The 18,617-nt window shown below is 62.6% G+C and carries 33 protein-coding genes; all 33 read right to left on the reverse strand.

The features are described 5' to 3' along the window. Nucleotides 1-233 (reverse strand): IS200/IS605 family transposase (gene tnpA, locus V6B97_RS12685; RefSeq protein WP_333506892.1); only part of this gene is annotated, 233 nt, incomplete at its 3' end. 202 nt (nucleotides 234-435) lie between these two features. Continuing rightward, entirely contained in the window at nucleotides 436-837 is a 402-nt protein-coding gene (rplQ, locus tag V6B97_RS12690; RefSeq protein ID WP_333506893.1) for a 50S ribosomal protein L17, read from the reverse strand. Further along, on the reverse strand, nucleotides 827-1,870 hold the full coding sequence (locus V6B97_RS12695) for a DNA-directed RNA polymerase subunit alpha (protein ID WP_333506894.1): 1,044 nt from the start codon (nucleotides 1,868-1,870) through the stop codon (nucleotides 827-829). Before V6B97_RS12695 ends, rplQ begins: the two co-directional genes overlap by 11 nt. Nucleotides 1,871-1,882: 12 nt before the next feature. After that, the gene (rpsD, locus tag V6B97_RS12700) at nucleotides 1,883-2,509 is read right to left on the reverse strand and encodes a 30S ribosomal protein S4 (RefSeq protein WP_333506895.1); all 627 of its coding nucleotides are present in this window, start codon (nucleotides 2,507-2,509) and stop codon (nucleotides 1,883-1,885) included. Nucleotides 2,510-2,525: 16 nt separating this feature from the next. Next, on the reverse strand, nucleotides 2,526-2,915 hold the full coding sequence (rpsK, locus tag V6B97_RS12705) for a 30S ribosomal protein S11 (RefSeq protein WP_007521058.1): 390 nt from the start codon (nucleotides 2,913-2,915) through the stop codon (nucleotides 2,526-2,528). 152 nt (nucleotides 2,916-3,067) lie between these two features. Continuing rightward, on the reverse strand, nucleotides 3,068-3,436 hold the full coding sequence (rpsM, locus tag V6B97_RS12710) for a 30S ribosomal protein S13 (protein WP_012611260.1): 369 nt from the start codon (nucleotides 3,434-3,436) through the stop codon (nucleotides 3,068-3,070). 17 nt (nucleotides 3,437-3,453) lie between these two features. Then, complete coding sequence (rpmJ, locus tag V6B97_RS12715) at nucleotides 3,454-3,567, reverse strand: 50S ribosomal protein L36 (RefSeq protein WP_007521055.1); 114 nt, start codon at nucleotides 3,565-3,567, stop codon at nucleotides 3,454-3,456. Nucleotides 3,568-3,652: 85 nt separating this feature from the next. Beyond that, nucleotides 3,653-4,447 carry a type I methionyl aminopeptidase gene (map, locus tag V6B97_RS12720; RefSeq protein WP_333506896.1) on the reverse strand — a complete coding sequence of 265 codons (795 nt, stop codon included), beginning with the start codon at nucleotides 4,445-4,447 and terminating at the stop codon, nucleotides 3,653-3,655. A gap of 1 nt (nucleotide 4,448) precedes the next feature. Further along, nucleotides 4,449-5,762 (reverse strand): preprotein translocase subunit SecY, encoded by a 1,314-nt coding sequence (secY, locus tag V6B97_RS12725; protein WP_333506897.1) that lies wholly within the window; start codon nucleotides 5,760-5,762, stop codon nucleotides 4,449-4,451. Nucleotides 5,763-5,765: 3 nt separating this feature from the next. Beyond that, entirely contained in the window at nucleotides 5,766-6,215 is a 450-nt protein-coding gene (gene rplO / locus V6B97_RS12730) for a 50S ribosomal protein L15 (RefSeq protein ID WP_333506898.1), read from the reverse strand. Continuing rightward, nucleotides 6,215-6,385: a 50S ribosomal protein L30 gene (gene rpmD / locus V6B97_RS12735; RefSeq protein ID WP_007521049.1), complete on the reverse strand. Its 171-nt coding sequence runs from the start codon at nucleotides 6,383-6,385 to the stop codon at nucleotides 6,215-6,217. The genes rplO and rpmD overlap by 1 nt, the downstream gene beginning before the upstream one ends. A gap of 9 nt (nucleotides 6,386-6,394) precedes the next feature. Beyond that, the gene (gene rpsE, locus V6B97_RS12740; RefSeq protein WP_167128961.1) at nucleotides 6,395-6,886 is read right to left on the reverse strand and encodes a 30S ribosomal protein S5; all 492 of its coding nucleotides are present in this window, start codon (nucleotides 6,884-6,886) and stop codon (nucleotides 6,395-6,397) included. A gap of 18 nt (nucleotides 6,887-6,904) precedes the next feature. Then, on the reverse strand, nucleotides 6,905-7,264 hold the full coding sequence (gene rplR, locus V6B97_RS12745; RefSeq protein ID WP_007521046.1) for a 50S ribosomal protein L18: 360 nt from the start codon (nucleotides 7,262-7,264) through the stop codon (nucleotides 6,905-6,907). Between the two features lie 14 nt (nucleotides 7,265-7,278). Then, on the reverse strand, nucleotides 7,279-7,815 hold the full coding sequence (rplF, locus tag V6B97_RS12750) for a 50S ribosomal protein L6 (RefSeq protein ID WP_333506899.1): 537 nt from the start codon (nucleotides 7,813-7,815) through the stop codon (nucleotides 7,279-7,281). Between the two features lie 9 nt (nucleotides 7,816-7,824). Beyond that, the gene (gene rpsH, locus V6B97_RS12755; protein ID WP_333506900.1) at nucleotides 7,825-8,205 is read right to left on the reverse strand and encodes a 30S ribosomal protein S8; all 381 of its coding nucleotides are present in this window, start codon (nucleotides 8,203-8,205) and stop codon (nucleotides 7,825-7,827) included. An 18-nt stretch (nucleotides 8,206-8,223) separates the two neighbouring features. Continuing rightward, nucleotides 8,224-8,409 carry a type Z 30S ribosomal protein S14 gene (locus V6B97_RS12760; RefSeq protein ID WP_007521040.1) on the reverse strand — a complete coding sequence of 62 codons (186 nt, stop codon included), beginning with the start codon at nucleotides 8,407-8,409 and terminating at the stop codon, nucleotides 8,224-8,226. Nucleotides 8,410-8,421: 12 nt separating this feature from the next. Beyond that, nucleotides 8,422-8,961: a 50S ribosomal protein L5 gene (rplE, locus tag V6B97_RS12765; protein WP_007521038.1), complete on the reverse strand. Its 540-nt coding sequence runs from the start codon at nucleotides 8,959-8,961 to the stop codon at nucleotides 8,422-8,424. A gap of 11 nt (nucleotides 8,962-8,972) precedes the next feature. Next, on the reverse strand, nucleotides 8,973-9,296 hold the full coding sequence (rplX, locus tag V6B97_RS12770) for a 50S ribosomal protein L24 (RefSeq protein WP_333506901.1): 324 nt from the start codon (nucleotides 9,294-9,296) through the stop codon (nucleotides 8,973-8,975). Between the two features lie 10 nt (nucleotides 9,297-9,306). Beyond that, on the reverse strand, nucleotides 9,307-9,675 hold the full coding sequence (gene rplN, locus V6B97_RS12775) for a 50S ribosomal protein L14 (RefSeq protein WP_007521033.1): 369 nt from the start codon (nucleotides 9,673-9,675) through the stop codon (nucleotides 9,307-9,309). Between the two features lie 9 nt (nucleotides 9,676-9,684). Further along, the gene (gene rpsQ, locus V6B97_RS12780) at nucleotides 9,685-9,951 is read right to left on the reverse strand and encodes a 30S ribosomal protein S17 (protein WP_333506902.1); all 267 of its coding nucleotides are present in this window, start codon (nucleotides 9,949-9,951) and stop codon (nucleotides 9,685-9,687) included. Between the two features lie 4 nt (nucleotides 9,952-9,955). Continuing rightward, nucleotides 9,956-10,141: a 50S ribosomal protein L29 gene (rpmC, locus tag V6B97_RS12785; protein WP_007521028.1), complete on the reverse strand. Its 186-nt coding sequence runs from the start codon at nucleotides 10,139-10,141 to the stop codon at nucleotides 9,956-9,958. A 1-nt stretch (nucleotide 10,142) separates the two neighbouring features. After that, nucleotides 10,143-10,556, reverse strand: coding sequence for a 50S ribosomal protein L16 (rplP, locus tag V6B97_RS12790; protein ID WP_012611251.1), 414 nt, complete (start codon nucleotides 10,554-10,556; stop codon nucleotides 10,143-10,145). Further along, entirely contained in the window at nucleotides 10,556-11,197 is a 642-nt protein-coding gene (gene rpsC, locus V6B97_RS12795) for a 30S ribosomal protein S3 (protein WP_333506903.1), read from the reverse strand. The genes rplP and rpsC overlap by 1 nt, the downstream gene beginning before the upstream one ends. 3 nt (nucleotides 11,198-11,200) lie before the next feature. Continuing rightward, on the reverse strand, nucleotides 11,201-11,539 hold the full coding sequence (gene rplV, locus V6B97_RS12800; protein ID WP_012611250.1) for a 50S ribosomal protein L22: 339 nt from the start codon (nucleotides 11,537-11,539) through the stop codon (nucleotides 11,201-11,203). A gap of 12 nt (nucleotides 11,540-11,551) precedes the next feature. Continuing rightward, nucleotides 11,552-11,833, reverse strand: coding sequence for a 30S ribosomal protein S19 (gene rpsS / locus V6B97_RS12805; RefSeq protein WP_007521020.1), 282 nt, complete (start codon nucleotides 11,831-11,833; stop codon nucleotides 11,552-11,554). 9 nt (nucleotides 11,834-11,842) lie between these two features. Beyond that, the gene (gene rplB / locus V6B97_RS12810) at nucleotides 11,843-12,673 is read right to left on the reverse strand and encodes a 50S ribosomal protein L2 (protein ID WP_333506904.1); all 831 of its coding nucleotides are present in this window, start codon (nucleotides 12,671-12,673) and stop codon (nucleotides 11,843-11,845) included. 3 nt (nucleotides 12,674-12,676) lie between these two features. Next, entirely contained in the window at nucleotides 12,677-12,967 is a 291-nt protein-coding gene (rplW, locus tag V6B97_RS12815) for a 50S ribosomal protein L23 (RefSeq protein WP_333506905.1), read from the reverse strand. Between the two features lie 11 nt (nucleotides 12,968-12,978). After that, nucleotides 12,979-13,599, reverse strand: a complete 621-nt coding sequence (rplD, locus tag V6B97_RS12820; protein WP_333506906.1) for a 50S ribosomal protein L4 — start codon at nucleotides 13,597-13,599, stop codon at nucleotides 12,979-12,981. 18 nt (nucleotides 13,600-13,617) lie between these two features. Beyond that, nucleotides 13,618-14,247, reverse strand: a complete 630-nt coding sequence (gene rplC / locus V6B97_RS12825; RefSeq protein WP_333506907.1) for a 50S ribosomal protein L3 — start codon at nucleotides 14,245-14,247, stop codon at nucleotides 13,618-13,620. Nucleotides 14,248-14,259: 12 nt separating this feature from the next. Further along, complete coding sequence (gene rpsJ / locus V6B97_RS12830; protein ID WP_007521013.1) at nucleotides 14,260-14,577, reverse strand: 30S ribosomal protein S10; 318 nt, start codon at nucleotides 14,575-14,577, stop codon at nucleotides 14,260-14,262. A gap of 802 nt (nucleotides 14,578-15,379) precedes the next feature. Continuing rightward, the gene (fusA, locus tag V6B97_RS12835; RefSeq protein WP_333506908.1) at nucleotides 15,380-17,455 is read right to left on the reverse strand and encodes an elongation factor G; all 2,076 of its coding nucleotides are present in this window, start codon (nucleotides 17,453-17,455) and stop codon (nucleotides 15,380-15,382) included. A gap of 18 nt (nucleotides 17,456-17,473) precedes the next feature. Further along, nucleotides 17,474-17,944 (reverse strand): 30S ribosomal protein S7, encoded by a 471-nt coding sequence (gene rpsG, locus V6B97_RS12840; protein WP_012611244.1) that lies wholly within the window; start codon nucleotides 17,942-17,944, stop codon nucleotides 17,474-17,476. Between the two features lie 15 nt (nucleotides 17,945-17,959). Then, complete coding sequence (gene rpsL / locus V6B97_RS12845; RefSeq protein ID WP_007521010.1) at nucleotides 17,960-18,331, reverse strand: 30S ribosomal protein S12; 372 nt, start codon at nucleotides 18,329-18,331, stop codon at nucleotides 17,960-17,962. Nucleotides 18,332-18,617: the final 286 nt, after the last annotated feature.

Genomic DNA, 18,617 nt, shown 5'->3' on the forward strand with positions numbered 1-18,617 from the left:
ATAAATCCCGACACACTCATTTTCGGAGGGATTTCAAGAAGCATATGGATGTGGTCGGGGCAGCACTCCGCTTCGACTATATGCACCCCCTTCCACTCACACAGCTTGCGTAGAATTTCCCCTATCGCCCGCTTCTTCTCGCCATAGAATACCTGTCGGCGGTACGTTGGTGCAAAAACGATGTGGTATTTGCAGTTCCACTCGGTGTGAGCTAGACTCTTGGCGTCACCCATCGTGACCTCCTTTTGATTTGTTTGACTTGCAGTTGCCAGACCGCAGGTCTTTCATAACAAATCAAAAGGAGTTTTTCTTACATCACCATAGCTGTAAGCTTACGAGAACCCCGCGCATAGCGCGGGGTTTTCTACATACAAAAACGGGGCGGACCATGCGGTCCGCCCCGTTCTGGGTGCGTGGTACGAAAGGCGTCGCCGGTTACTCGGCGGCCTTCTTCTCTTCCGCCGGAGCGGCGGCGGCGGGCTGGTGGGTCAGTTCGATGACCGCCAGCGGGGCGCAGTCGCCCTTGCGGGGCAAGCCCAGCTTCACCACGCGGGTGAAGCCGCCGGACACGCCGGAGAAGGCGGGGCCGATGTCGTCGAACAGGCGCTTGACCAGCTGGTGCGAACCCAGCACGTCGTACGCCAGGCGGCGGGAGTGCAGGTCGTTGCGCAGGGCCAGGGTGATCAGCGGTTCGACGATGCGACGCAGTTCCTTGGCCTTGGTCTCGGTCGTGCGGATCTTGCCGTAAGTCAGCAGGGCCTTGGCCATGTTGCGGAACAGGGCCTTCCGGTGGGACGGCGTCCTGCCCAGCTTCTTGCCGGAATTGCTATGCCTCATTTTGCTGCTTCCTCTTCCATTCCTGGTATTTCTTCTCGAAGCCGTCGACCTTCATGCCGAAGTCCAGGGTCATGTCGGACAGCACGCGCTTGATTTCATCCAGCGACTTGCGGCCGAAGTTCTTGGTCTTCAGCATTTCGTTCTCGGACTTCTGGACCAGTTCGCCCACCAGGGTGATGTTGGCGCTCTTCAGGCAGTTGGTGGCGCGCACGGACAGTTCGAGTTCGTCGATCCCCTTGAACAGGTTTTCGTTGACGTCGCTGCTGCCCGACGAGTTGCCGGAGCTTTCGCCCGAAATGCGCTCATCGAAGTTGATGAAGACGGAGATCTGATCCTTGATGATCTTGGCGCTGTAGGCAATCGCATCCTCGGGGGTCACGGAACCGTCGGTCCAGACCTCGATGATGAGCTTGTCGTAGTTGGTCATCTGGCCGACGCGAGCCTGCTCCACCGTGTAGGCGACCTTGCGGACCGGGGCGAAGCTGGAGTCCAGCTTGATCAGGCCGATCTCCTCGCTGAGGCCCTCGTGCATGTCGGCGGGCACGTAGCCCTTGCCCATGCGCACCTCGAACTCGAAGGTGAGTTCCAGGTCTTCGGTCAGCGTGGCGATGTGCAGGTCGGGGTTGAGGACCATCACGTGCTGGTTGGTCTTGATGTCGCCGGCCTTCACCGCGCCCTTCTTGTTCACGGAAAGCTCCAGGAACTGGGGCTCGTCCGTGTCCATGGCAAGACGCACCTGCTTCAGGTTGAGGACGATGTCGGTCACGTCCTCGAGCACGCCGGGAATGGTGGTGAACTCGTGCTGCACGCCCGAGACCTTCACCGAGACGAACGCCGCGCCCTGAAGCGACGACAGCAGAACCCGGCGCAGCGCGTTGCCGATGGTGGTGCCGTAGCCACGTTCCAGCGGTTCGCACACGAACTTGCCGTACATGGCATCGGCCGGGTCGCTGTCCCGGGTGATCTGCTCGGGCTTCACGAGCTCCGACCAGTTCCGGGTGTTGATAAGCCTGTCGCCTTGTTTGATGAGCATGCTCACACCCGCTTATTTGGAGTAAAGCTCGACAATCAGGTGTTCGTTGATCGGGAACTGAATGTCTTCGCGCTGCGGCAGGGCCTTGACCATGCCCTTGAAGTTCGGGCCGTCCACTTCGAGCCACGAGGGGCAGCCGCGGCGGGCGATGACTTCCTGGGCTTCGGCGATCACGGGAATCTTGCGGCTGGCTTCGGGCACTTCGATGGTATCGCCCACGCGCACCTGCAACGAGGGGATGTTCACCTTGCGGCCGTTCAGCGTGAAGATGCCGTGGCGCACCAGCTGGCGCGCCTGCTGGCGCGAGTTGGCGAAGCCGAGACGGTAGATCACGTTGTCGAGACGACGTTCGAGAATGGCCAGCAGGTTGGCGCCGGTCACGCCCTTGGTCATGTCGGCCTTGTGGAAGTAACCGCGGAACTGGCGTTCAAGAACGCCGTACACGCGACGGACCTTCTGCTTCTCGCGCAGCTGGACGGCGTAGTCGCTCACCTTCTTGCGGGCGCGGCCATGCTGGCCGGGCGCGTAGGGGCGACGGTCGTAGGCGCACTTGTCGGTGTAGCAGCGGTCGCCCTTGAGGAAAAGCTTGGTGCCTTCACGCCGGCACATCCGGCACTTTGCGTCATTGTACTTAGCCAAGGCTGGATCCTCCTAACTAGACCCGGCGCCGCTTGGGCGGACGGCAGCCGTTGTGGGGAATCGGGGTGATGTCACGGATGAAGGCGACCTTGAAGCCCGCGGCGTTGACGGCGCGCATGGCGGCTTCACGGCCGGAGCCGGGGCCCTTGACGTAGATGCCCACGGTACGCATGCCGTGATCCTGGGCACGCTTGGCCGCCTGTTCGGCAGCCACCTGCGCGGCGAACGGGGTGCTCTTGCGCGAGCCCTTGAAACCGCTCTGCCCGGCGCTGGCCCAGCTGATGGTGTTTCCCCGCGTGTCCGTGAAGGTCACGATGGTGTTGTTGAACGTCGCCTGAATGTGAACGATCCCGACCGGGACGTTCTTCTTCTCTTTCTTTTTGACCGTACGCTTGGGTCTTGCCATGACTTACTCTCTGCGGACTAGAATTAGGGGGCTTGCAGCCGGAACCTCAAAACGAGCTCAGTCATGACAGAGCCGTGCCGCGCTGGTCACCGGGAAATTTTGCATGCCCTGGCGACGCAGGTGAGATTCCACGCCTTTGTGCTAGCCTTGGATTACTTCTTCTTGCCGACGGCGCCGCGACGGGGACCCTTGCGGGTGCGGGCGTTGGTGTGGGTGCGCTGACCATGCACCGGCAGACCGCGACGATGGCGCAGGCCGCGGTAGCAGCCGATGTCCATCAGACGCTTGATGTTGCTGGAAATCTCGCGACGGAGATCGCCTTCAACCTTGTGGTTCTGCTCGAGTTCCTTACGGATTTCGTTGACCTCGTCGGCGCTCAGGTCGTCGATGTTCCGGCTCCAGTCAACGCCGGTAACATCCAGAATCTGAAGCGCGGTAGTCCGCCCGATACCGTAGATATAGGTAAGGGCGATGTCAACGCGCTTGCCACGGGGCAGATCGACACCTGCAATTCTGGCCACTGTTTACTCCTGACGGCTTAGCCCTGGCGCTGCTTGTGCCGGGGGTTGTCGCAAATGACCCTGAGAATGCCCCGGCGGCGGATAACCTTGCACTTGGGGCACATCTTCTTGACGGAAGGCCTGACTTTCATGTTCGACTCCGTTGTTTGTCTTTGACCCGACATGACGGAAGAGCAACGTCGGAACAGGGGTGCATATCACCCCCACCGGCGTCCGTCAACCGGCAAGTCGCGCCGCCTCTGCCTGCGACAGGCTGAGAATGATCGGCCCGTCCGGCGTGATGGCCACGCTGTGCTCGAAGTGGGCCGACAGCTTGCGGTCGCGGGTGACCGCCGTCCAGTTGTCGGCGAGGATTTCGACCTCGTACGTCCCCACCGTGACCATCGGTTCGATGGCCAGCACCATGCCCGGCTTCAGGGGCACGCCCTGCATGCCGCGCGGCACGAAGTTGGGAATCTCGGGCTTCTCGTGCAGCGAACGGCCGATGCCGTGCCCCACGAACCTGCGCACCACCCCGAACCCGGCCGCCTCGACGTGCCGCTGCACGGCCGCCGAGATGTCGTACAGGGTGTTGCCCACCCGCGCCTCGGCGATGCCCTCGAAGAGGGATTCGCGGGTCACGCGGATGAGGCGCGCGGCCTCGTCGCTCACGGTCCCCACCGGGTAGGTGCGGGCCGAGTCGCCGTAGAAACCGTCGTACACGACGCCCATGTCGAAGCTGACGATGTCCCCTTCCTGGAGAATCCGCCTGGCCGAGGGAAAGCCGTGCACCACCTCTTCGTTCACCGAGCAGCACAGGGCGAACGGAAACCCGTGGTAGCCCTGGAAGGCCGGACGGACGCCGTGCTTGCGGCACTCCGCCTGGGCCAGCTCCTCGAAATGCATCGTCGGGACGCCCGGGCCCACGTTTTCGCCCAAGACGTCCAGTATCGCGGCAACGATTCGATTGGCCTCCCGAAGGAGGCCAATCTCGTTGTCGTTCTTGATGAAGACACCGCGAAACTTCTTCAACTCACTGCCGTCCCTTGATGCGGGTCTTGTTCATGAGACCCTCGTACTGCCGTGAGATCAGGTGCGATTCCACCTGGGACATGAAGTCCATGGCCACGCCCACCAGAATCAGCACGCTGGTGCCGCCGAAGTAGAACGGCACGTTGAACTGCGCGATGAGGATCATGGGCAGGACGCAGATCGCGGATATGTAGATGGCCCCCCAGACGGTCATCCGGGTGAGCACCCTGTCGATGTACTGCCGGGTCTTGTCCCCGGGGCGGATGCCGGGAATGAACCCGCCGCCCTTCTTCAGGTTTTCGGCGATGTCCTTCGGGTCGAAGATGATCGCCGTGTAGAAGAAGCAGAAGAACACGATGAGGCTGATGAACAGGATGTTGTACATCACCGTGTGCGGCGCGAACCACGCGGCCACCCGTTGCAGCGTCTCGTTGGCCGAGAAGCTGGCGATGGTCGCGGGGAACAGCAGCAGCGACGAGGCGAAGATGGGCGGAATGACGCCCGCCGTGTTGATGCGCAGCGGCAGGTGCGTGCTCTGCCCGCCGAACATCTTACGGCCCACCTGCCGCTTGGCGTAATGGATGGGGATGCGCCGCTGCCCGCGTTCCATGAACACGATGCAGCCGAGCACCACCGCCATCACCGCCAGCACCAGGATCGCCGTGAACACGCTCATGTCGCCGGCCTTGATGAGCTGGCCCGACTTGACGATGCCGCCGGGGATGCCGGCGACGATGCCCGAGAAGATGATCAGCGAAATGCCGTTGCCGATGCCCTTCTCGGTGATCTGCTCGCCAAGCCACATGATCAGCACGGTGCCGGCGGTCAGGGTTGCGATGGTGATCATCCGGAAGGCCCAGCCCGCTTCCAGCACCACGGGCGCGCCCGCGGGGCTGTGCATGTTCTCGAGGCCCACGGCGATGCCGAAGCCCTGGATCACGGTGATCAGCACCGTGGCGTAGCGGGTGTACTGGGTGATCTTCCGGCGGCCCGCCGCCCCTTCCTCCTTGGCCATCCGCTTCAGCTCGGGGCTTACGACCTGCAGAAGCTGGATGATGATGGAGGCCGAGATGTAGGGCATGATGCCGAGGGCGAACACCGACAGATTGCGGAGCCCGCCCCCGGAGAACATGTCGAAGAGGCCGAAAAGGGTGTTCTGGACGCTGGCGAAGAAGTCGGCCAGCGCTCCGGAATCCACCCCGGGGACCGGGACGTGAACCCCGATGCGGTATGCGGCCAGCAACAGGAACGTCCAGATGAGCTTCCTGCGAAGCTCCGGCAGACGCGCCAGGTTTTCTACACCACTAAGCGCCACGGCTTACCCTTCCAATGCCTTGGCTTCGCCACCGGCGTTGCGGATCTTCTCGGCGGCGGAGGCGCTGAACTTGTGCGCTTCCACCGTAAGGGCCACGCTGACCTCGCCCACGCCCAGGATCTTCACCGACGCGCCGACCTTGCACAGGCCGCGTTCGTAGATGTCTTCCAGGGTGATGTCGGTCTTGCCTTCGAAGGCCGCCACCAGGCGATCGAGGTTGATCACCTCGTAGGTGGCCTTGAAGGGGGCGTTCTTGAAGCCGCGCTTGGGCAGGCGGCGCTGGAGGGGCATCTGGCCGCCTTCGAAACCGGGGCGTACGCCGCCACCGGCGCGGGCGTTCTGACCCTTGTTACCTTTGCCGGAGGTGCAGCCGAGCCCCGAACCGGAACCGCGGCCCACGCGCTTGCGCGATGCCCGTTCCTCGGCGAACGGATAGAGTTCGTGCAGTCTCATTATTCACTGACCTCGACCAGGTGCTTGACTTCGGCGATCATGCCGCGGATGGCGGCATTGTCCTCAAACGACTTCTCGCAACGGATCTTCCGCAGGCCAAGCGCGTCAAGAACCTTGCGCTGCTTGGGTTTGCAGCCGATCCAGCTGCGTACGAGCTTCACCTTGATCATGATTGCGTCCTACTTTCTGGGCGCTTCGAGCTTCATGCCGCGAAGCTGGCTCACGTACTCTGCGCTGCGCAGCGAGGTAAGCCCCGCCATGGTGGCGCGCAGCACGTTGTGCGGGTTGTTGGTGCCGATGGCCTTGGCAAGCACGTCGGTCACGCCCACGGCTTCCATGACGGCGCGCACGGCACCACCGGCGATGATGCCGGTACCCTTGGAGGCGGGCTTCAGCATGACGCAGCCGGCGCCGAACTCGCCCTGGATTTCGTACGGAAGGGTGCCGTCCACCAGCGGAATCTGGACCATGTCCTTCTTCGCGCGTTCGGTGGCCTTGCGCAGGGCTTCCGGCACTTCCTGGGCCTTGCCGAGGCCGAAGCCCACGGCGCCCTTGCCGTCGCCCACGACAACGAGGGCGCTGAAGCTGAAGCGGCGGCCGCCCTTCACAACCTTGGCAACTCGGTTAAGGTAGACGATCTTCTCTACCAACCCGAACTCATTCTGTTCCATGCCAGTACCTACCACCCGTTAGAATTCCAGGCCGCCCTCACGGGCACCGTCGGCAACAGCCTTGATGCGCCCGTGATACAGGTAGCCGTTACGGTCGAACACCACGCGCTTGATGCTCTTTTCGCCGGCAAGACGCGCGATTTCCTTGCCCACCAGTTCCGCCCCGGCCTTGTTGCAGTGCGCTCCGGCCTGGGCCTTGCCGATGGCAAGGGTGGAGGTGGCAACAAGCGTGGCACCGGTGGCGTCGTCCACGATCTGGGCGTAGACGTGCAGGTTCGAGCGGTAGACAACCAGCCGGGGACGCTCGGTGCTCCCGGCGATCTTCTTGCGAATGCGGACCTTGCGCCGCTTTCTGGCATCGTTCTTGGTCATCGTCATTTTCTCATACCTGCCTATTTGCCACCAGACTTGCCGGCCTTGCGGCGAATCTGCTCGTTGTCGTACTTGATGCCCTTGCCCTTGTAGGGTTCGGGCTTACGCACGCGGCGGATGCGTGCGGCGATCTCGCCGACCACTTCCTTGCTGATGCCCGAGATGGTCAGCTTCTGGCCTTCCACCTTGGCTTCGACGCCTTCGGGCATCTCCATGATCACCGGGTGCGAGAAACCGACCGCGAGTTCCACCAGGTTGCCCTTGACGGCGACCTTGTAGCCGACGCCGATGACTTCCAGGGTCTTGGAGAACCCCTTGGTCACGCCCTGGATGCAGTTGGCGAGCAGGGTGCGGCGCAGGCCGTGCTGGGCACGGGCGGTGCGGGTTTCGGCGGTGCGGGTGATGACGACGTGGCCGTCTTCCACCGCGTAGTTCAGTTCAGCATGGGTAGGGGTGACGAGCACGCCCTTCGGGCCCTTGACCTCCACGGCTTCGGTCCCGACCTTCACTTCGACGCCGGAAGGAATGGCGATGGGGAGTTTACCGATTCGCGACATGTCCGTACCCTACCAGATTTCGCAGAGCAGTTCGCCGCCGACCTTGCGGTCGCGGGCCTGCGTGCCCGCAAGGACACCGCTGGAGGTGGACAGGATGCAGATGCCAAGGCCGTTCTGGACCTTGGGGATGTCGGTGGAGCCGACATACACCCGGCGGCCGGGCTTGCTCACCCGCTTGAGGCCGGAAATGACCGGCTTGCCCTTGAAATACTTGAGGGAGATCTTGATCTCGGCCTCTTCCACCGCCACGTCTTCGACGTAGCCTTCCTGCTTCAGGATGACGGCGATGGATTCCTTGATCTTCGAGCGCGGCACACTCACTTCCTTGTGCAGGGCCAAGTGTGCGTTGCGGATACGCGTGAGCATATCAGCAATAGGATCAGTCAGCATTCCTTACTCCTTGGTGACTTACCAGCTCGACTTGCGAACGCCGGGCAGTTCGCCGCGCAGGGCCATGTTGCGGAAGCAGATACGGCAAAGACCGAACTTGCGCATGTAGGCACGCGGGCGGCCGCAGACCGGACAACGGTTGTAGGCGCGGGCGGAGAACTTGGGCTTGCGCTGCGCCTTCACTTCAAGCGATGTACGAGACAAAGCCGTTTCTCCTTACTTCTTGAAAGGCATGCCGAGCTGGTCGAGCAGCAGCTTGCCTTCCTTGTCCGTCTGGGCAGTGGTAACGATCGTGATGTTCATCCCCTTGGGGTTGTCAACGCGATCCACTTCCAGCTCGGGGAAAATGGTGTGTTCCTTGATGCCCAGGGTGAAATTGCCCCGGCCATCGAAGCCACGGTCCGGAATCCCTCTGAAGTCGCGCACGCGGGGCAGCGCGAAGTTCATCAGCTTGTCCAAGAAGTCCCACATGCGTTCCTTGCGCAGCGTCACGCGGCAGCCGATGGGCATGCCTTCGCGCAGCTTGAACGACGCGATGGACTTCTTCGCACGGGTCACGACGGCCTTCTGCCCGGCGATGGCGGTCAACTCCTTGATGGCTTCTTCCATCAACTTGTTGTTCTGGCTCGCGGCGCCGAGGCCGATATTCAGAGAGACTTTCTCAATCCCGGGAACCTGCATCGAAGAAGTGTAGTTGAACTCCTTCTGCAATACCGGAACCACTTTCTCGCGGTATATCTGTTCAAGACGCGTCATCGTCTCTCACCCTATCCGATGATTTCGTTGCACTTCTTGCAGAAGCGAACCTTCTTGCCGTCCTCGGTGTAGCGGTAGCCCACCTTGGTGGCCTTGGCGCACGCATCGCACATCACCATCACGTTGGAGATGTCTACAGGCATCTCCTTCTCGATGATGCCGCCCGGCTGCTGCCGGTACGGATTGGCGCGCATGTGGCGCTTGACCATGTTGACCTTCTCGACAAGCACGCCGTCCTTCTTGCGAAGGACCTTCAGCACCTTGCCGATCTTGCCCTTGTCCTTGCCGGCGATGACGACCACTTTGTCGTCCTTGCGGATGCGGAACTGTTTCATTTCTGGGCTCCTAGAGCACTTCGGGCGCCAGCGAGACGATCTTCATGAAGTTCTTGCCGCGCAGTTCGCGGGCAACGGGGCCGAAGATGCGGGTGCCCACCGGCTCGCCCTGCTTGTTCAGCAGAACGGCCGCATTGGAATCGAACTTGATGTACGAACCGTCGACGCGGCGGACTTCCTTGCGGGTGCGCACGATGACGGCCTGCATCACGTCGCCCTTCTTCACCTTGCAGTGCGGCAGGGCTTCCTTCACGGAAACGACGACGATGTCGCCCACGGTGGCGTAGCGGCGCTTGGAGCCGCCGAGCACCTTGATGCACGCGACCTTCTTCGCACCGGAATTGTCCGCCACCTGCAGCGTGGATTCTACCTGGATCATCGCAAACCCCTACACGGCTTTTTCGAGAATGGAGACCAGATGCCAGCGCTTGTTGCGGCTGAGCGGACGGTACTCGATGATCTTCACCTTGTCGCCGACGCCGCACTCGTTCTGGGGATCGTGAGCGGTGAACTTGTTGCGACGGCGCACGTACTTCTTCAGCAGGGGATGCTGCACCAGCGTTTCGACGCGAACGACGATGGTCTTGTCGTTCTTGTCGCTGACGACGATCCCGGTGAGCACCCTGCCCTTGCGGTTCATCAGTTCTTCGGACATGGGCTTACCCCTTCTCCTTCAGGATGGTCAGAATCCGGGCGATCTCGCGCTTGGTCGCCGGGAGGTTGGAGGTCTTCTCCAACTGCGCGGTGGCGTGGCGGAAGCGCAGATCGAACAGTTCCTTGCGGGATTCGGCCAGCTTGTCCTTGAGCTGTTCAGCGCTGAGCTTTCTCAGTTCTGCGGCGTTCATTCTAGAGGCCCTCCCGCACGACAATGGTCGTCTTGATGGGGAGCTTGTGGGCGGCGCGCGTCAGAGCTTCCTTGGCCAGCTCCAGGCTGACGCCCTTGATTTCGTAAAGCACGCGGCCCGGCTTCACCGGAGCGCACCAGCCCACCGGGGCGCCCTTGCCGGAACCCTGGCGGGTTTCGAGGGGCTTGGCGGTGACCGGATGGTCGGGGAAGATGCGGATCCAGACCTTACCGCCGCGCTTGATGTGGCGCATCATGGCGATACGGGCGGCCTCGATCTGCTGGCTGGACAGCTTGCCGTGTTCCACTGCCTTGAGACCGATATCACCGAAGGAGACAGTGGCGCCGCGGGTGGCCATGCCACGCAGACGGCCCTTCTGCCACTTGCGGAATTTAACCTTTCTGGGGCTCAGCATTACTGTTCTACCTCGTTGTCCAGAATTTCACCCTTGAAAATCCAGACCTTGACGCCGATCACCCCATAGGTGGTGCGGGCCTCGGCAAAACCGAAGTCGATGTCGGCGCGCAGGGTCTGCAGGGGCACGCGACCATCGCGGTACCATTCGGTACGGGCGATTTCGGCCCCGGCGAGGCGGCCGGAACAGGTCACCTTGATGCCTTCGGCGCCGAACTTGCGCGACATGGACACCGTGCGCTTCATGGCGCGACGGAAGGCCACGCGGCGTTCAAGCTGCAACGCGATGTTTTCGGCAACGAGCTGGGCTTCCACTTCGGGGCGGCGGATTTCGTTCACCTCGATGGAGAACTCGCGCTTGAACTTCCTGCGCAGGTCGCCACGGAGCTTTTCGATTTCCACGCCCTTGCGGCCGATGACGATGCCCGGACGCGCGGTGGAGAGGATCAGCCGCACCTTGCCGCCGGCGCGCTCGATCTCGATCTTGGAGAGACCGGCGTGGTACAGCGTCTTCTTCACGTACTTGCGGATGTTGTGATCCTCGAAGACGAAGCCGGGGTATTCCTTCTTGCTGAACCAGCGCGACTGCCAGTTCTTGTTGTACCCCAGCCGGAAGCCGTAAGGATGTACTTTCTGACCCATAACCTATTCCTGCCCTTCTGCGAGAATCACGGTGATGTGGCTGGTACGCTTCCGGATCTTGGTGGCGCGACCCTGCGCACGCGGAAGAAACCGCTTCCAGGTGGGGCCTTCGTTGATGACGATCTGCTTCACGACCATGGCGTCCACATCGATGCCGGGCAGCTGCTCGGCGTTGGCGAGGGCGGAACGCAGCACGCCGAAGATGATGTCGGCGGGCTTGTTGGGCGTGAACTTCAGGATATTCATGGCGTCTTCGACAGGCAGCCCGTTCACGTTCTGGGCGACAAGGCGGGCCTTACGCGGCGACACACGCATGAATTTCGCGGTGGCTCTCGATTCCATCGGATTCACCCACTACTTCTTTGCTTTGCTCTTCTTGTCCGCGGCATGCCCGTAGAACGTGCGGGTCGGGGCGAATTCGCCCAGCTTGTGACCCACCATGTTCTCGGTGACGAACACGGGAATGAACTTCTTCCCATTGTGGACCGCGAACGTCAGGCCGACCATCTCGGGGGCGATGGTGGACCGACGCGACCACGTCTTGATGACGCGGCGGTCGCTGTTCGACACGGCCAATTCCACTTTCTTGATCAGATGGTCGTCGATGAACGGACCTTTCTTCAGGGATCTGGGCATGCTCTACTCCTACTTCTGACCGCGACGCTTGACGATGAGCTTCGTGGAAGCCTTCTTGCGATCGCGGGTCTTGTACCCCTTGGTGGGCACGCCCCACGGGGTCACCGGATGGCGACCGCCGGAGCTGCGGCCTTCACCACCACCCAGCGGGTGGTCGATGGGGTTCATGGCGACGCCGCGGACCTTGGGACGACGGCCGAGCCAGCGATTGCGGCCCGCCTTGCCCAGCGAGATGTTCTCGTGGTTCACGTTGCCGACCTGGCCGATGGTGGCGCAGCAGGCGGCGAGCACCTTGCGCACTTCGCCCGAGGGCATGCGCAGGAGGGCGTACTTGCCTTCCTTGGCCACCAGTTGGGCGTAGGTACCGGCGGCGCGGCAGAACTGGCCGCCACGACCGGGGTAGAGCTCGATGTTGTGCAGCACGGTGCCGACGGGGATGCGGGACATGGCCATGGCGTTGCCGGGCTTGATGTCCGCGCCTTCGCCGGCCTGCACCATGTCGCCCTGCTTGATGCCGAGCGGGGCGAGGATGTAGCGCTTCTCGCCATCCGCGTAGTGCAGGAGGGCGATGCGGGCGGTACGGTTGGGGTCGTACTCGATGTGCGCGACCGTGGCCGCGATGCCGAGCTTGTTACGACGGAAGTCGATGATGCGGTACAGGCGCTTGTGACCGCCGCCGCGACGGCGCATGGTCACGCGGCCATTGTTGTTGCGACCGCTTTTCTTGGTAAGCCCCTCGGTAAGGGACTTCTCGGGCGTGCTCCTGGTGACTTCCTCGAAATCCGAGACGGTCTGGAAGCGGCGACCGGGAGATGTCGGTTTCAGCTTGCGAACAGCCATTGCTTACACTCCCTCGAAGAATTCGATTTTTTCGCCGGGAGCCAGGGTCACGTAAGCCTTCTTGCAGCCGGAGATCCGGCCCACGACGCGGCCCTGGCGGACCTTGTCGGCAGGCTTCTTGGTGACGACGTTGACGTCGGTCACCTTGACCTTGAAGGCGGCTTCGACGGCCTTCTTGATTTCGATCTTGTTGGCCCGGGGGTTCACGAAGAACACGACCTGCTGGGCCTGTTCCTTCACGAAGGTGGCCTTTTCGGACACCAGGGGCTTCACGAGAATCTGCGTATAATCCATGACCAACCTCCCTACTTCAGCCTGGCCTGGACAGATTCGACGGCGCCCTCGAACATCACCAGCGTCGGGTGCTTCAGAATCTCGTAGACGCTGAGCTGGTCGGCGGTGATCAGGGTGATGCCGGGAATGTTGCGGGCCGAAAGGGCGAGGGTGGTGTCCGCTTCGGCGGTGATCACCAGGGCCTTTCCGAGGCCCAGGGTGTCGGCCACCTTGGCGAACAGCTTGGTCTTGACTTCGGGCAGTTCGATGCCCTTGACCACCATCAGGTTCTCGCCGGCAAGCCGCGAGCTCAGCGCCATCTTGAGGGCCAGCTGGCGGACCTTCTTGTTGACCTTGAAGGCGTACTCGCGGGGCTGGGGGCCGAAAATGACGGCCCCGCCGCGCCAGATGGGCGAGCGGTTCGAACCGGAACGGGCGCGGCCGGTGCCTTTCTGGCGCCAGGGCTTCGCACCGCCGCCGGAAACGAAGGCGCGGGTCTTGGTGGCATGGGTGCCGGAGCGCAGCCCGGCGCGGTGCGCGCGGACCACGAGATTGAGAATCTCAGGCTTCACCTCGACCTCGAACACCTCGGGAGCGAGCGTCAGTTCGCCGGCTTCCTTCTTGTTCTGATCGTATACTTTCACCACAGCCATGTGATCATCCTCATTTCGTTACTGCTTGCGCACCAGGACGAGGCCGTTCTTGGGGCCGGGAACGGCGCCCTTCACCAGAATGACGTTGTCTTCGGCGCGGACGTCGACGACCTCGAGATTCTTGATCGTCACGCGCTCGTCACCCCAGTGGCCGGCCATCTTCTTGCCCTTGAACACGTGGCCCGGGAAGGTGTTGTTACCGATGGAGCCACCGGAACGATGCACCTTTTCGCAGCCGTGCGTGTCCTTGGAACCGGCGAAGTTCCAGCGGCGCATGACGCCCTGGTACCCCTTGCCTATGCTGGTGCCGGTCACCTTCACCTTTTCGCCGGCGGCGAACAGGGACACGGTGAGTTCCTGGCCGACTTCGAATTCGGCGGGCGCTTCCAGGCGGATTTCGCGGAGGTTGCGGAAAAGACCCTTGCCGGCCTTGGCGAAGTGGCCGCGGGCGGGCTTGGTGACGTGCTTTTCCTTGGCTTCCTCGAAGGCGATCTGCACGGCGTCGTAGCCGTCGGTCTCGCCGTTGCGGACCTGGATGACCGGACAGGGACCGGCCTGGATGACCGTAACAGCCACGGCGGAACCATCACTGGCGAAAATGCGGGTCATGCCGACCTTGCGACCCAGGATACCCAATTTCTCAGCCATGACTTCCTCTCACTAGAGCTTGATTTCGACGTCCACACCGGCGGGCAGGCTCAGCTTGCCCAGTGCGTCCACGGTCTGCTGCGTAGGCTCGAGGATGTCCATGAGCCGCTTGTGGATGCGCATCTCGAACTGCTCGCGCGACTTCTTGTCGACGTGCACGCTCCGGTTGACGGTGTACTTGTGAATGTTGGTGGGCAGGGGGATGGGACCAGCCACCCCGGCGCCCGTGTTGCGCGCCGTATCCACGATTTCCGCCACAGCCTTGTCGAGGATGCGGTAATCGTAAGCTTTCAGCTTGATTCTGATACGATCACTGCTAACTGTCGTCATTGTTGATTACTCCGTTATCTGGCAAACGTACCCTTGCCGTCCGGCGCCCGACTGCCATGAGGTGAGAGGCAGGTGCCTTGGGCTGCAGAGTTCCTCACGTTCGGTGGCGGCACACCGAGACCCGCCATAAGCATCCGGAGCTACGCGATACCCGGACGCCGCTTCCGCGACGCGGGCACAGGTGGCGCATGACGTCATGGCGGCTTGCCGTCCGGCGGGGGACGGGGTGCCGTGATCTTCTGGGATTCGGAGCGATGGAGAGAAAGGCGGGAGGGGGGCCGGCCGGCACACCCAAAGGCCTTCTCGTTCGCCTCGCGGCGCCGCGTTCGCGGCATCCGTCCGGGAAGATCACCCATGTTGTCGCCAGCCTGGCCCAGGCCGGAGCATGCTCCGGCGAGTGCAGGTGGTCCACAGGGGTCACCGAATAGGGCGCAACGCGCCCCGCACGTACAGTACCTTACAGCCCGCCAACAAGGGGTTAACGACGGACTGGAACGGCATGACATATTTGCGGCATTCGGTAACGCCTGCAAATGTCAAAGCTCGGCTTGCGCCAAACACATCAGGACAGGCTCGACCCGTCCTTCCCCTGCCGTTACAGGGGCCCCCGCCGCTGCGGGGGAACTCGTTTTTCGCACCGGAGAACCGGCGCGAGTGGATTCATTACCCCACCGCACCGCCCCCGTCAAGAATTTTCAGAAAAAAAAGAGCCCCGGACATGTTGCCCGGGGCTCTGCTTTCTACGGAGGCCTTTACCGATGGCTCCGTCCCCACCGCGAAGGGCAAGGGGGCAGTGCGAAGGTTAGCCCTTCTTCTTCACCACTTCTTCGGCGAGCTGGGCCGGAACCCGCTCGTAGTGGTGGAACTGCATGGAGAAGGTGGCGCGGCCCTGCGTCTTGGAACGCAGGTCGGTGGCGTAGCCGAACATCTCGGACAGCGGCACCTGGGCGCGCACGGCCTGGGAGCCCACGCGGGCTTCCATGTTCTGCACGCGGCCGCGGCGGCCGTTCAGGTCGCCCATGACGTCGCCGAGGTATTCGTCGGGGGTCACCACTTCCACGTCCATGATCGGTTCAAGCAGAACCGGCGAGGCCTTGTGGATGGCGTCCTTGATGGCCATGGAGCCGGTCACGTAGAACGCCTGCTCCGAGGAGTCGACGTCGTGGTACGAACCGAACACCAGGTTGACCTTGATGTCCACGGTGGGGAAACCGGCCAGCACGCCGCTCTTCATGGCGTCCTGGATGCCCTTGTCCACCGGGGCGATGTATTCCTTGGGGATGACGCCGCCGGTGATCGAGTTGACGAACTCGTAGCCCTTGCCGGGGTTCGGTTCGATCTCGATGACCGCGTGGCCGTACTGGCCGCGCCCGCCCGACTGCTTCACGTGCTTCATGTCCGACTTGGACGAGGCGGTGATGGTCTCGCGGTAGGCCACCTGGGGCTTGCCCACGTTGGCGTTGACGCTGAACTCGCGGGTCAGGCGGTCGACGATGATCTCGAGGTGCAGTTCGCCCATGCCCGCGATCAGGGTCTGGCCGGTTTCCTCGTCGCCCTTCACGCGGAACGACGGGTCTTCCTTGGCCAGCTTGGCGAGGGCGGCGGACAGCGCGTCGCGGTCGGCCTTGGTCTTGGGCTCGATGGCCACTTCGATGACCGGCTCGGGGATATCCAGCGATTCGAGCACCACGGGGCGCTTTTCGTCGCACAGGGTATCGCCGGTGGCGGCCTGCTTCAGGCCCACCACGGCCACGATGTCGCCGGCGCCCGCCCACTTGATCTCTTCACGCTTGTTGGCGTGCATGCGCAGCAGGCGGCCGACGCGTTCCTTCTTGCCGGTGGTCGAGTTCAGCACGGTCATGCCGGACTCGATGAAACCGGAGTAGACGCGGAAGAAGGACAGGTGGCCGATGTACGGGTCGGAGAACAGCTTGAACACCAGACCGGCCAGGGGTTCCTTGTCGCTGCAATTGCAGACGATGGTTTCCGCTTCGTTGTCCGGGTTCATGCCCTTCATCTGTTCGATGTCCAGTGGCGAGGGCAGGAAGGCGACCACCGCGTCGAGCAGCGGCTGCACGCCCATGTTGCGGAAGGCCGAGCCGCAGAACACCGGAACGATGTTGCGGGCGATGGTGGCCTTGCGCACGCACGAGATGATTTCTTCCTCGGTCAGCTCTTCGCCGCCCAGGTACTTCTCGAGCAGGGCTTCGTCCTCTTCGGCCACGGCTTCCACCATGGCGAGGCGCTTCTCCTCGTACAGGTCCATCATGTCGGCGGGCACGTCTTCTTCGGTGAACTCCACGCCCTTGCTGGACTTGTCGAACTTGATGGCCTTGCCCCGGATGAGGTCGACCACGCCTTCGAACTTGTCCTCGCTGCCGATGGGCAGCTGGATGGGGATGGGCTTGGCGCGCAGGCGTTCGACCATCATGTCGACGCAGCGGAAGAAGTTGGCGCCGATGCGGTCCATCTTGTTGACGAAGCAGATGCGGGGCACGCCGTAGCGGTTGGCCTGGCGCCACACCGTTTCCGACTGCGGCTCCACGCCGGCGACGGCGTCGAACACGGCCACGGCACCGTCGAGCACGCGCAGCGAGCGTTCGACTTCGATGGTGAAGTCCACGTGGCCGGGCGTGTCGATGATGTTGATGGTGTGGTCCTTCCAGCTGCAGGTGGTGGCGGCGGAGGTGATGGTGATGCCGCGCTCCTGCTCCTGCTCCATCCAGTCCATGGTGGCCGCGCCGTCATGGACTTCGCCGATCCTGTGGGAAACGCCGGTGTAATAGAGGATACGCTCGGTGGTCGTGGTCTTGCCCGCATCAATGTGGGCCATGATCCCGATGTTCCTCTGCCGTTCGAGGGGGACGGTTCTTGACACGATGGGTACTCCGGCGCCCTACCAGCGGTAATGGGCGAAGGCCTTGTTGGCTTCGGCCATGCGGTGGGTGTCTTCCTTCTTCTTCACGGCGCCGCCGCGACTGTTGAAGGCATCGATAAGTTCGGCGGAAAGCTTCGCGGACATGCCCTTCTCGCCACGCGAACGGGCGTAGTTGATCAGCCAGCGGATGGCCAGCGAGACCTGACGGTCGGGGCGCACGTCCATGGGCACCTGGTAGGTGGCGCCGCCCACGCGGCGGGCCTTCACTTCCAGGTGCGGCTTCACGGATTCGACGGCGCGCTCGAACGCCTTCAGGGGTTCTTCGCCGGTCTTTTCGCCCAGGGTTTCGAGCGACTTGTAGAACAGCTTTTCCGCAACGCCCTTCTTGCCGTCGTACATCAGGCGGTTGATGAAACGGGCGGCCAGCCGGCTATTGTACACCGGATCGGGCAGAATTTCACGTCTGGGGACGGGACCTTTACGAGGCATCGAAATACTCCCTTGCTATTTGGGACGCTTGGCGCCGTACTTGGAACGGCCCTGGCGACGGTCCTGCACGCCGGCAGTGTCGAGGGTGCCGCGCACGATGTGGTAGCGGACACCGGGCAAGTCTTTCACGCGGCCGCCGCGGATCATGACGACCGAGTGTTCCTGCAGGTTGTGGCCTTCACCGGGAATGTAGGCGGTAACTTCGATACCGTTGGTGAGGCGCACGCGGGCAACCTTACGCAAGGCGGAGTTGGGCTTCTTCGGGGTGGTGGTGTACACGCGGGTGCACACGCCACGGCGCTGCGGGCAGGCCTGGAGAGCGGGGGTCTTCTTCCGCTTCAGCACTGCCTTGCGCTCTTTGCGAATGAGCTGGTTGATAGTGGGCATTCTGCTCCTCCGTGAAAGTGGATCGGAAACAATCGGTAAAGGCGCATGGGCATAGCCCAGCGCCTGACCGTTGTCAAGCAACATGATACGGAGCCCGCCCGATCACCTACGGGCAGGTTCACGCCGAACGCACGGTCACACGGGCTACCGGACGCGCCGCAAGCGCTCCGGTGGGGCGGGGTTCCAGCAGCCAAGCATCCCCGCAAAATCGCCCACCATGGTCCTGAACCCAATTTCTGTACCCCTTTTCCCACCGATGGACAAGTTTTTTCCATGCAAAACCCCG

This window comes from Nitratidesulfovibrio sp. 1201_IL3209 (genome assembly GCF_036763125.1).
Taxonomy (GTDB): Bacteria; Desulfobacterota; Desulfovibrionia; order Desulfovibrionales; family Desulfovibrionaceae; genus Cupidesulfovibrio.

Coding starts and splice junctions, on each gene's coding strand:
- rplB (WP_333506904.1), bottom strand. CDS start 12,673: ATGGCTGTTCGCAAGCTGAAACCGACATCTCCCGGTCGCCGCTTCCAG.
- rplC (WP_333506907.1), bottom strand. CDS start 14,247: ATGGCTGAGAAATTGGGTATCCTGGGTCGCAAGGTCGGCATGACCCGC.
- rpmD (WP_007521049.1), bottom strand. CDS start 6,385: ATGATCAAGGTGAAGCTCGTACGCAGCTGGATCGGCTGCAAACCCAAG.
- rpmJ (WP_007521055.1), bottom strand. CDS start 3,567: ATGAAAGTCAGGCCTTCCGTCAAGAAGATGTGCCCCAAGTGCAAGGTT.
- V6B97_RS12695 (WP_333506894.1), bottom strand. CDS start 1,870: ATGCTCATCAAACAAGGCGACAGGCTTATCAACACCCGGAACTGGTCG.
- rpsG (WP_012611244.1), bottom strand. CDS start 17,944: ATGCCTCGTAAAGGTCCCGTCCCCAGACGTGAAATTCTGCCCGATCCG.
- rpsC (WP_333506903.1), bottom strand. CDS start 11,197: ATGGGTCAGAAAGTACATCCTTACGGCTTCCGGCTGGGGTACAACAAG.
- rplX (WP_333506901.1), bottom strand. CDS start 9,296: ATGAAACAGTTCCGCATCCGCAAGGACGACAAAGTGGTCGTCATCGCC.
- rplF (WP_333506899.1), bottom strand. CDS start 7,815: ATGTCGCGAATCGGTAAACTCCCCATCGCCATTCCTTCCGGCGTCGAA.
- rplQ (WP_333506893.1), bottom strand. CDS start 837: ATGAGGCATAGCAATTCCGGCAAGAAGCTGGGCAGGACGCCGTCCCAC.
- rpsL (WP_007521010.1), bottom strand. CDS start 18,331: ATGCCCACTATCAACCAGCTCATTCGCAAAGAGCGCAAGGCAGTGCTG.
- rpsH (WP_333506900.1), bottom strand. CDS start 8,205: ATGCTGACTGATCCTATTGCTGATATGCTCACGCGTATCCGCAACGCA.
- rplW (WP_333506905.1), bottom strand. CDS start 12,967: ATGGATTATACGCAGATTCTCGTGAAGCCCCTGGTGTCCGAAAAGGCC.
- rpsK (WP_007521058.1), bottom strand. CDS start 2,915: ATGGCAAGACCCAAGCGTACGGTCAAAAAGAAAGAGAAGAAGAACGTC.
- rplN (WP_007521033.1), bottom strand. CDS start 9,675: ATGATCCAGGTAGAATCCACGCTGCAGGTGGCGGACAATTCCGGTGCG.
- rpsJ (WP_007521013.1), bottom strand. CDS start 14,577: ATGACGACAGTTAGCAGTGATCGTATCAGAATCAAGCTGAAAGCTTAC.
- rpsQ (WP_333506902.1), bottom strand. CDS start 9,951: ATGTCCGAAGAACTGATGAACCGCAAGGGCAGGGTGCTCACCGGGATC.
- rplD (WP_333506906.1), bottom strand. CDS start 13,599: ATGGCTGTGGTGAAAGTATACGATCAGAACAAGAAGGAAGCCGGCGAA.
- rplE (WP_007521038.1), bottom strand. CDS start 8,961: ATGACGCGTCTTGAACAGATATACCGCGAGAAAGTGGTTCCGGTATTG.
- rplO (WP_333506898.1), bottom strand. CDS start 6,215: ATGAGACTGCACGAACTCTATCCGTTCGCCGAGGAACGGGCATCGCGC.
- rplR (WP_007521046.1), bottom strand. CDS start 7,264: ATGACGATGACCAAGAACGATGCCAGAAAGCGGCGCAAGGTCCGCATT.
- rpmC (WP_007521028.1), bottom strand. CDS start 10,141: ATGAACGCCGCAGAACTGAGAAAGCTCAGCGCTGAACAGCTCAAGGAC.
- rpsS (WP_007521020.1), bottom strand. CDS start 11,833: ATGCCCAGATCCCTGAAGAAAGGTCCGTTCATCGACGACCATCTGATC.
- rplV (WP_012611250.1), bottom strand. CDS start 11,539: ATGGAATCGAGAGCCACCGCGAAATTCATGCGTGTGTCGCCGCGTAAG.
- rpsE (WP_167128961.1), bottom strand. CDS start 6,886: ATGGAACAGAATGAGTTCGGGTTGGTAGAGAAGATCGTCTACCTTAAC.
- rplP (WP_012611251.1), bottom strand. CDS start 10,556: ATGCTGAGCCCCAGAAAGGTTAAATTCCGCAAGTGGCAGAAGGGCCGT.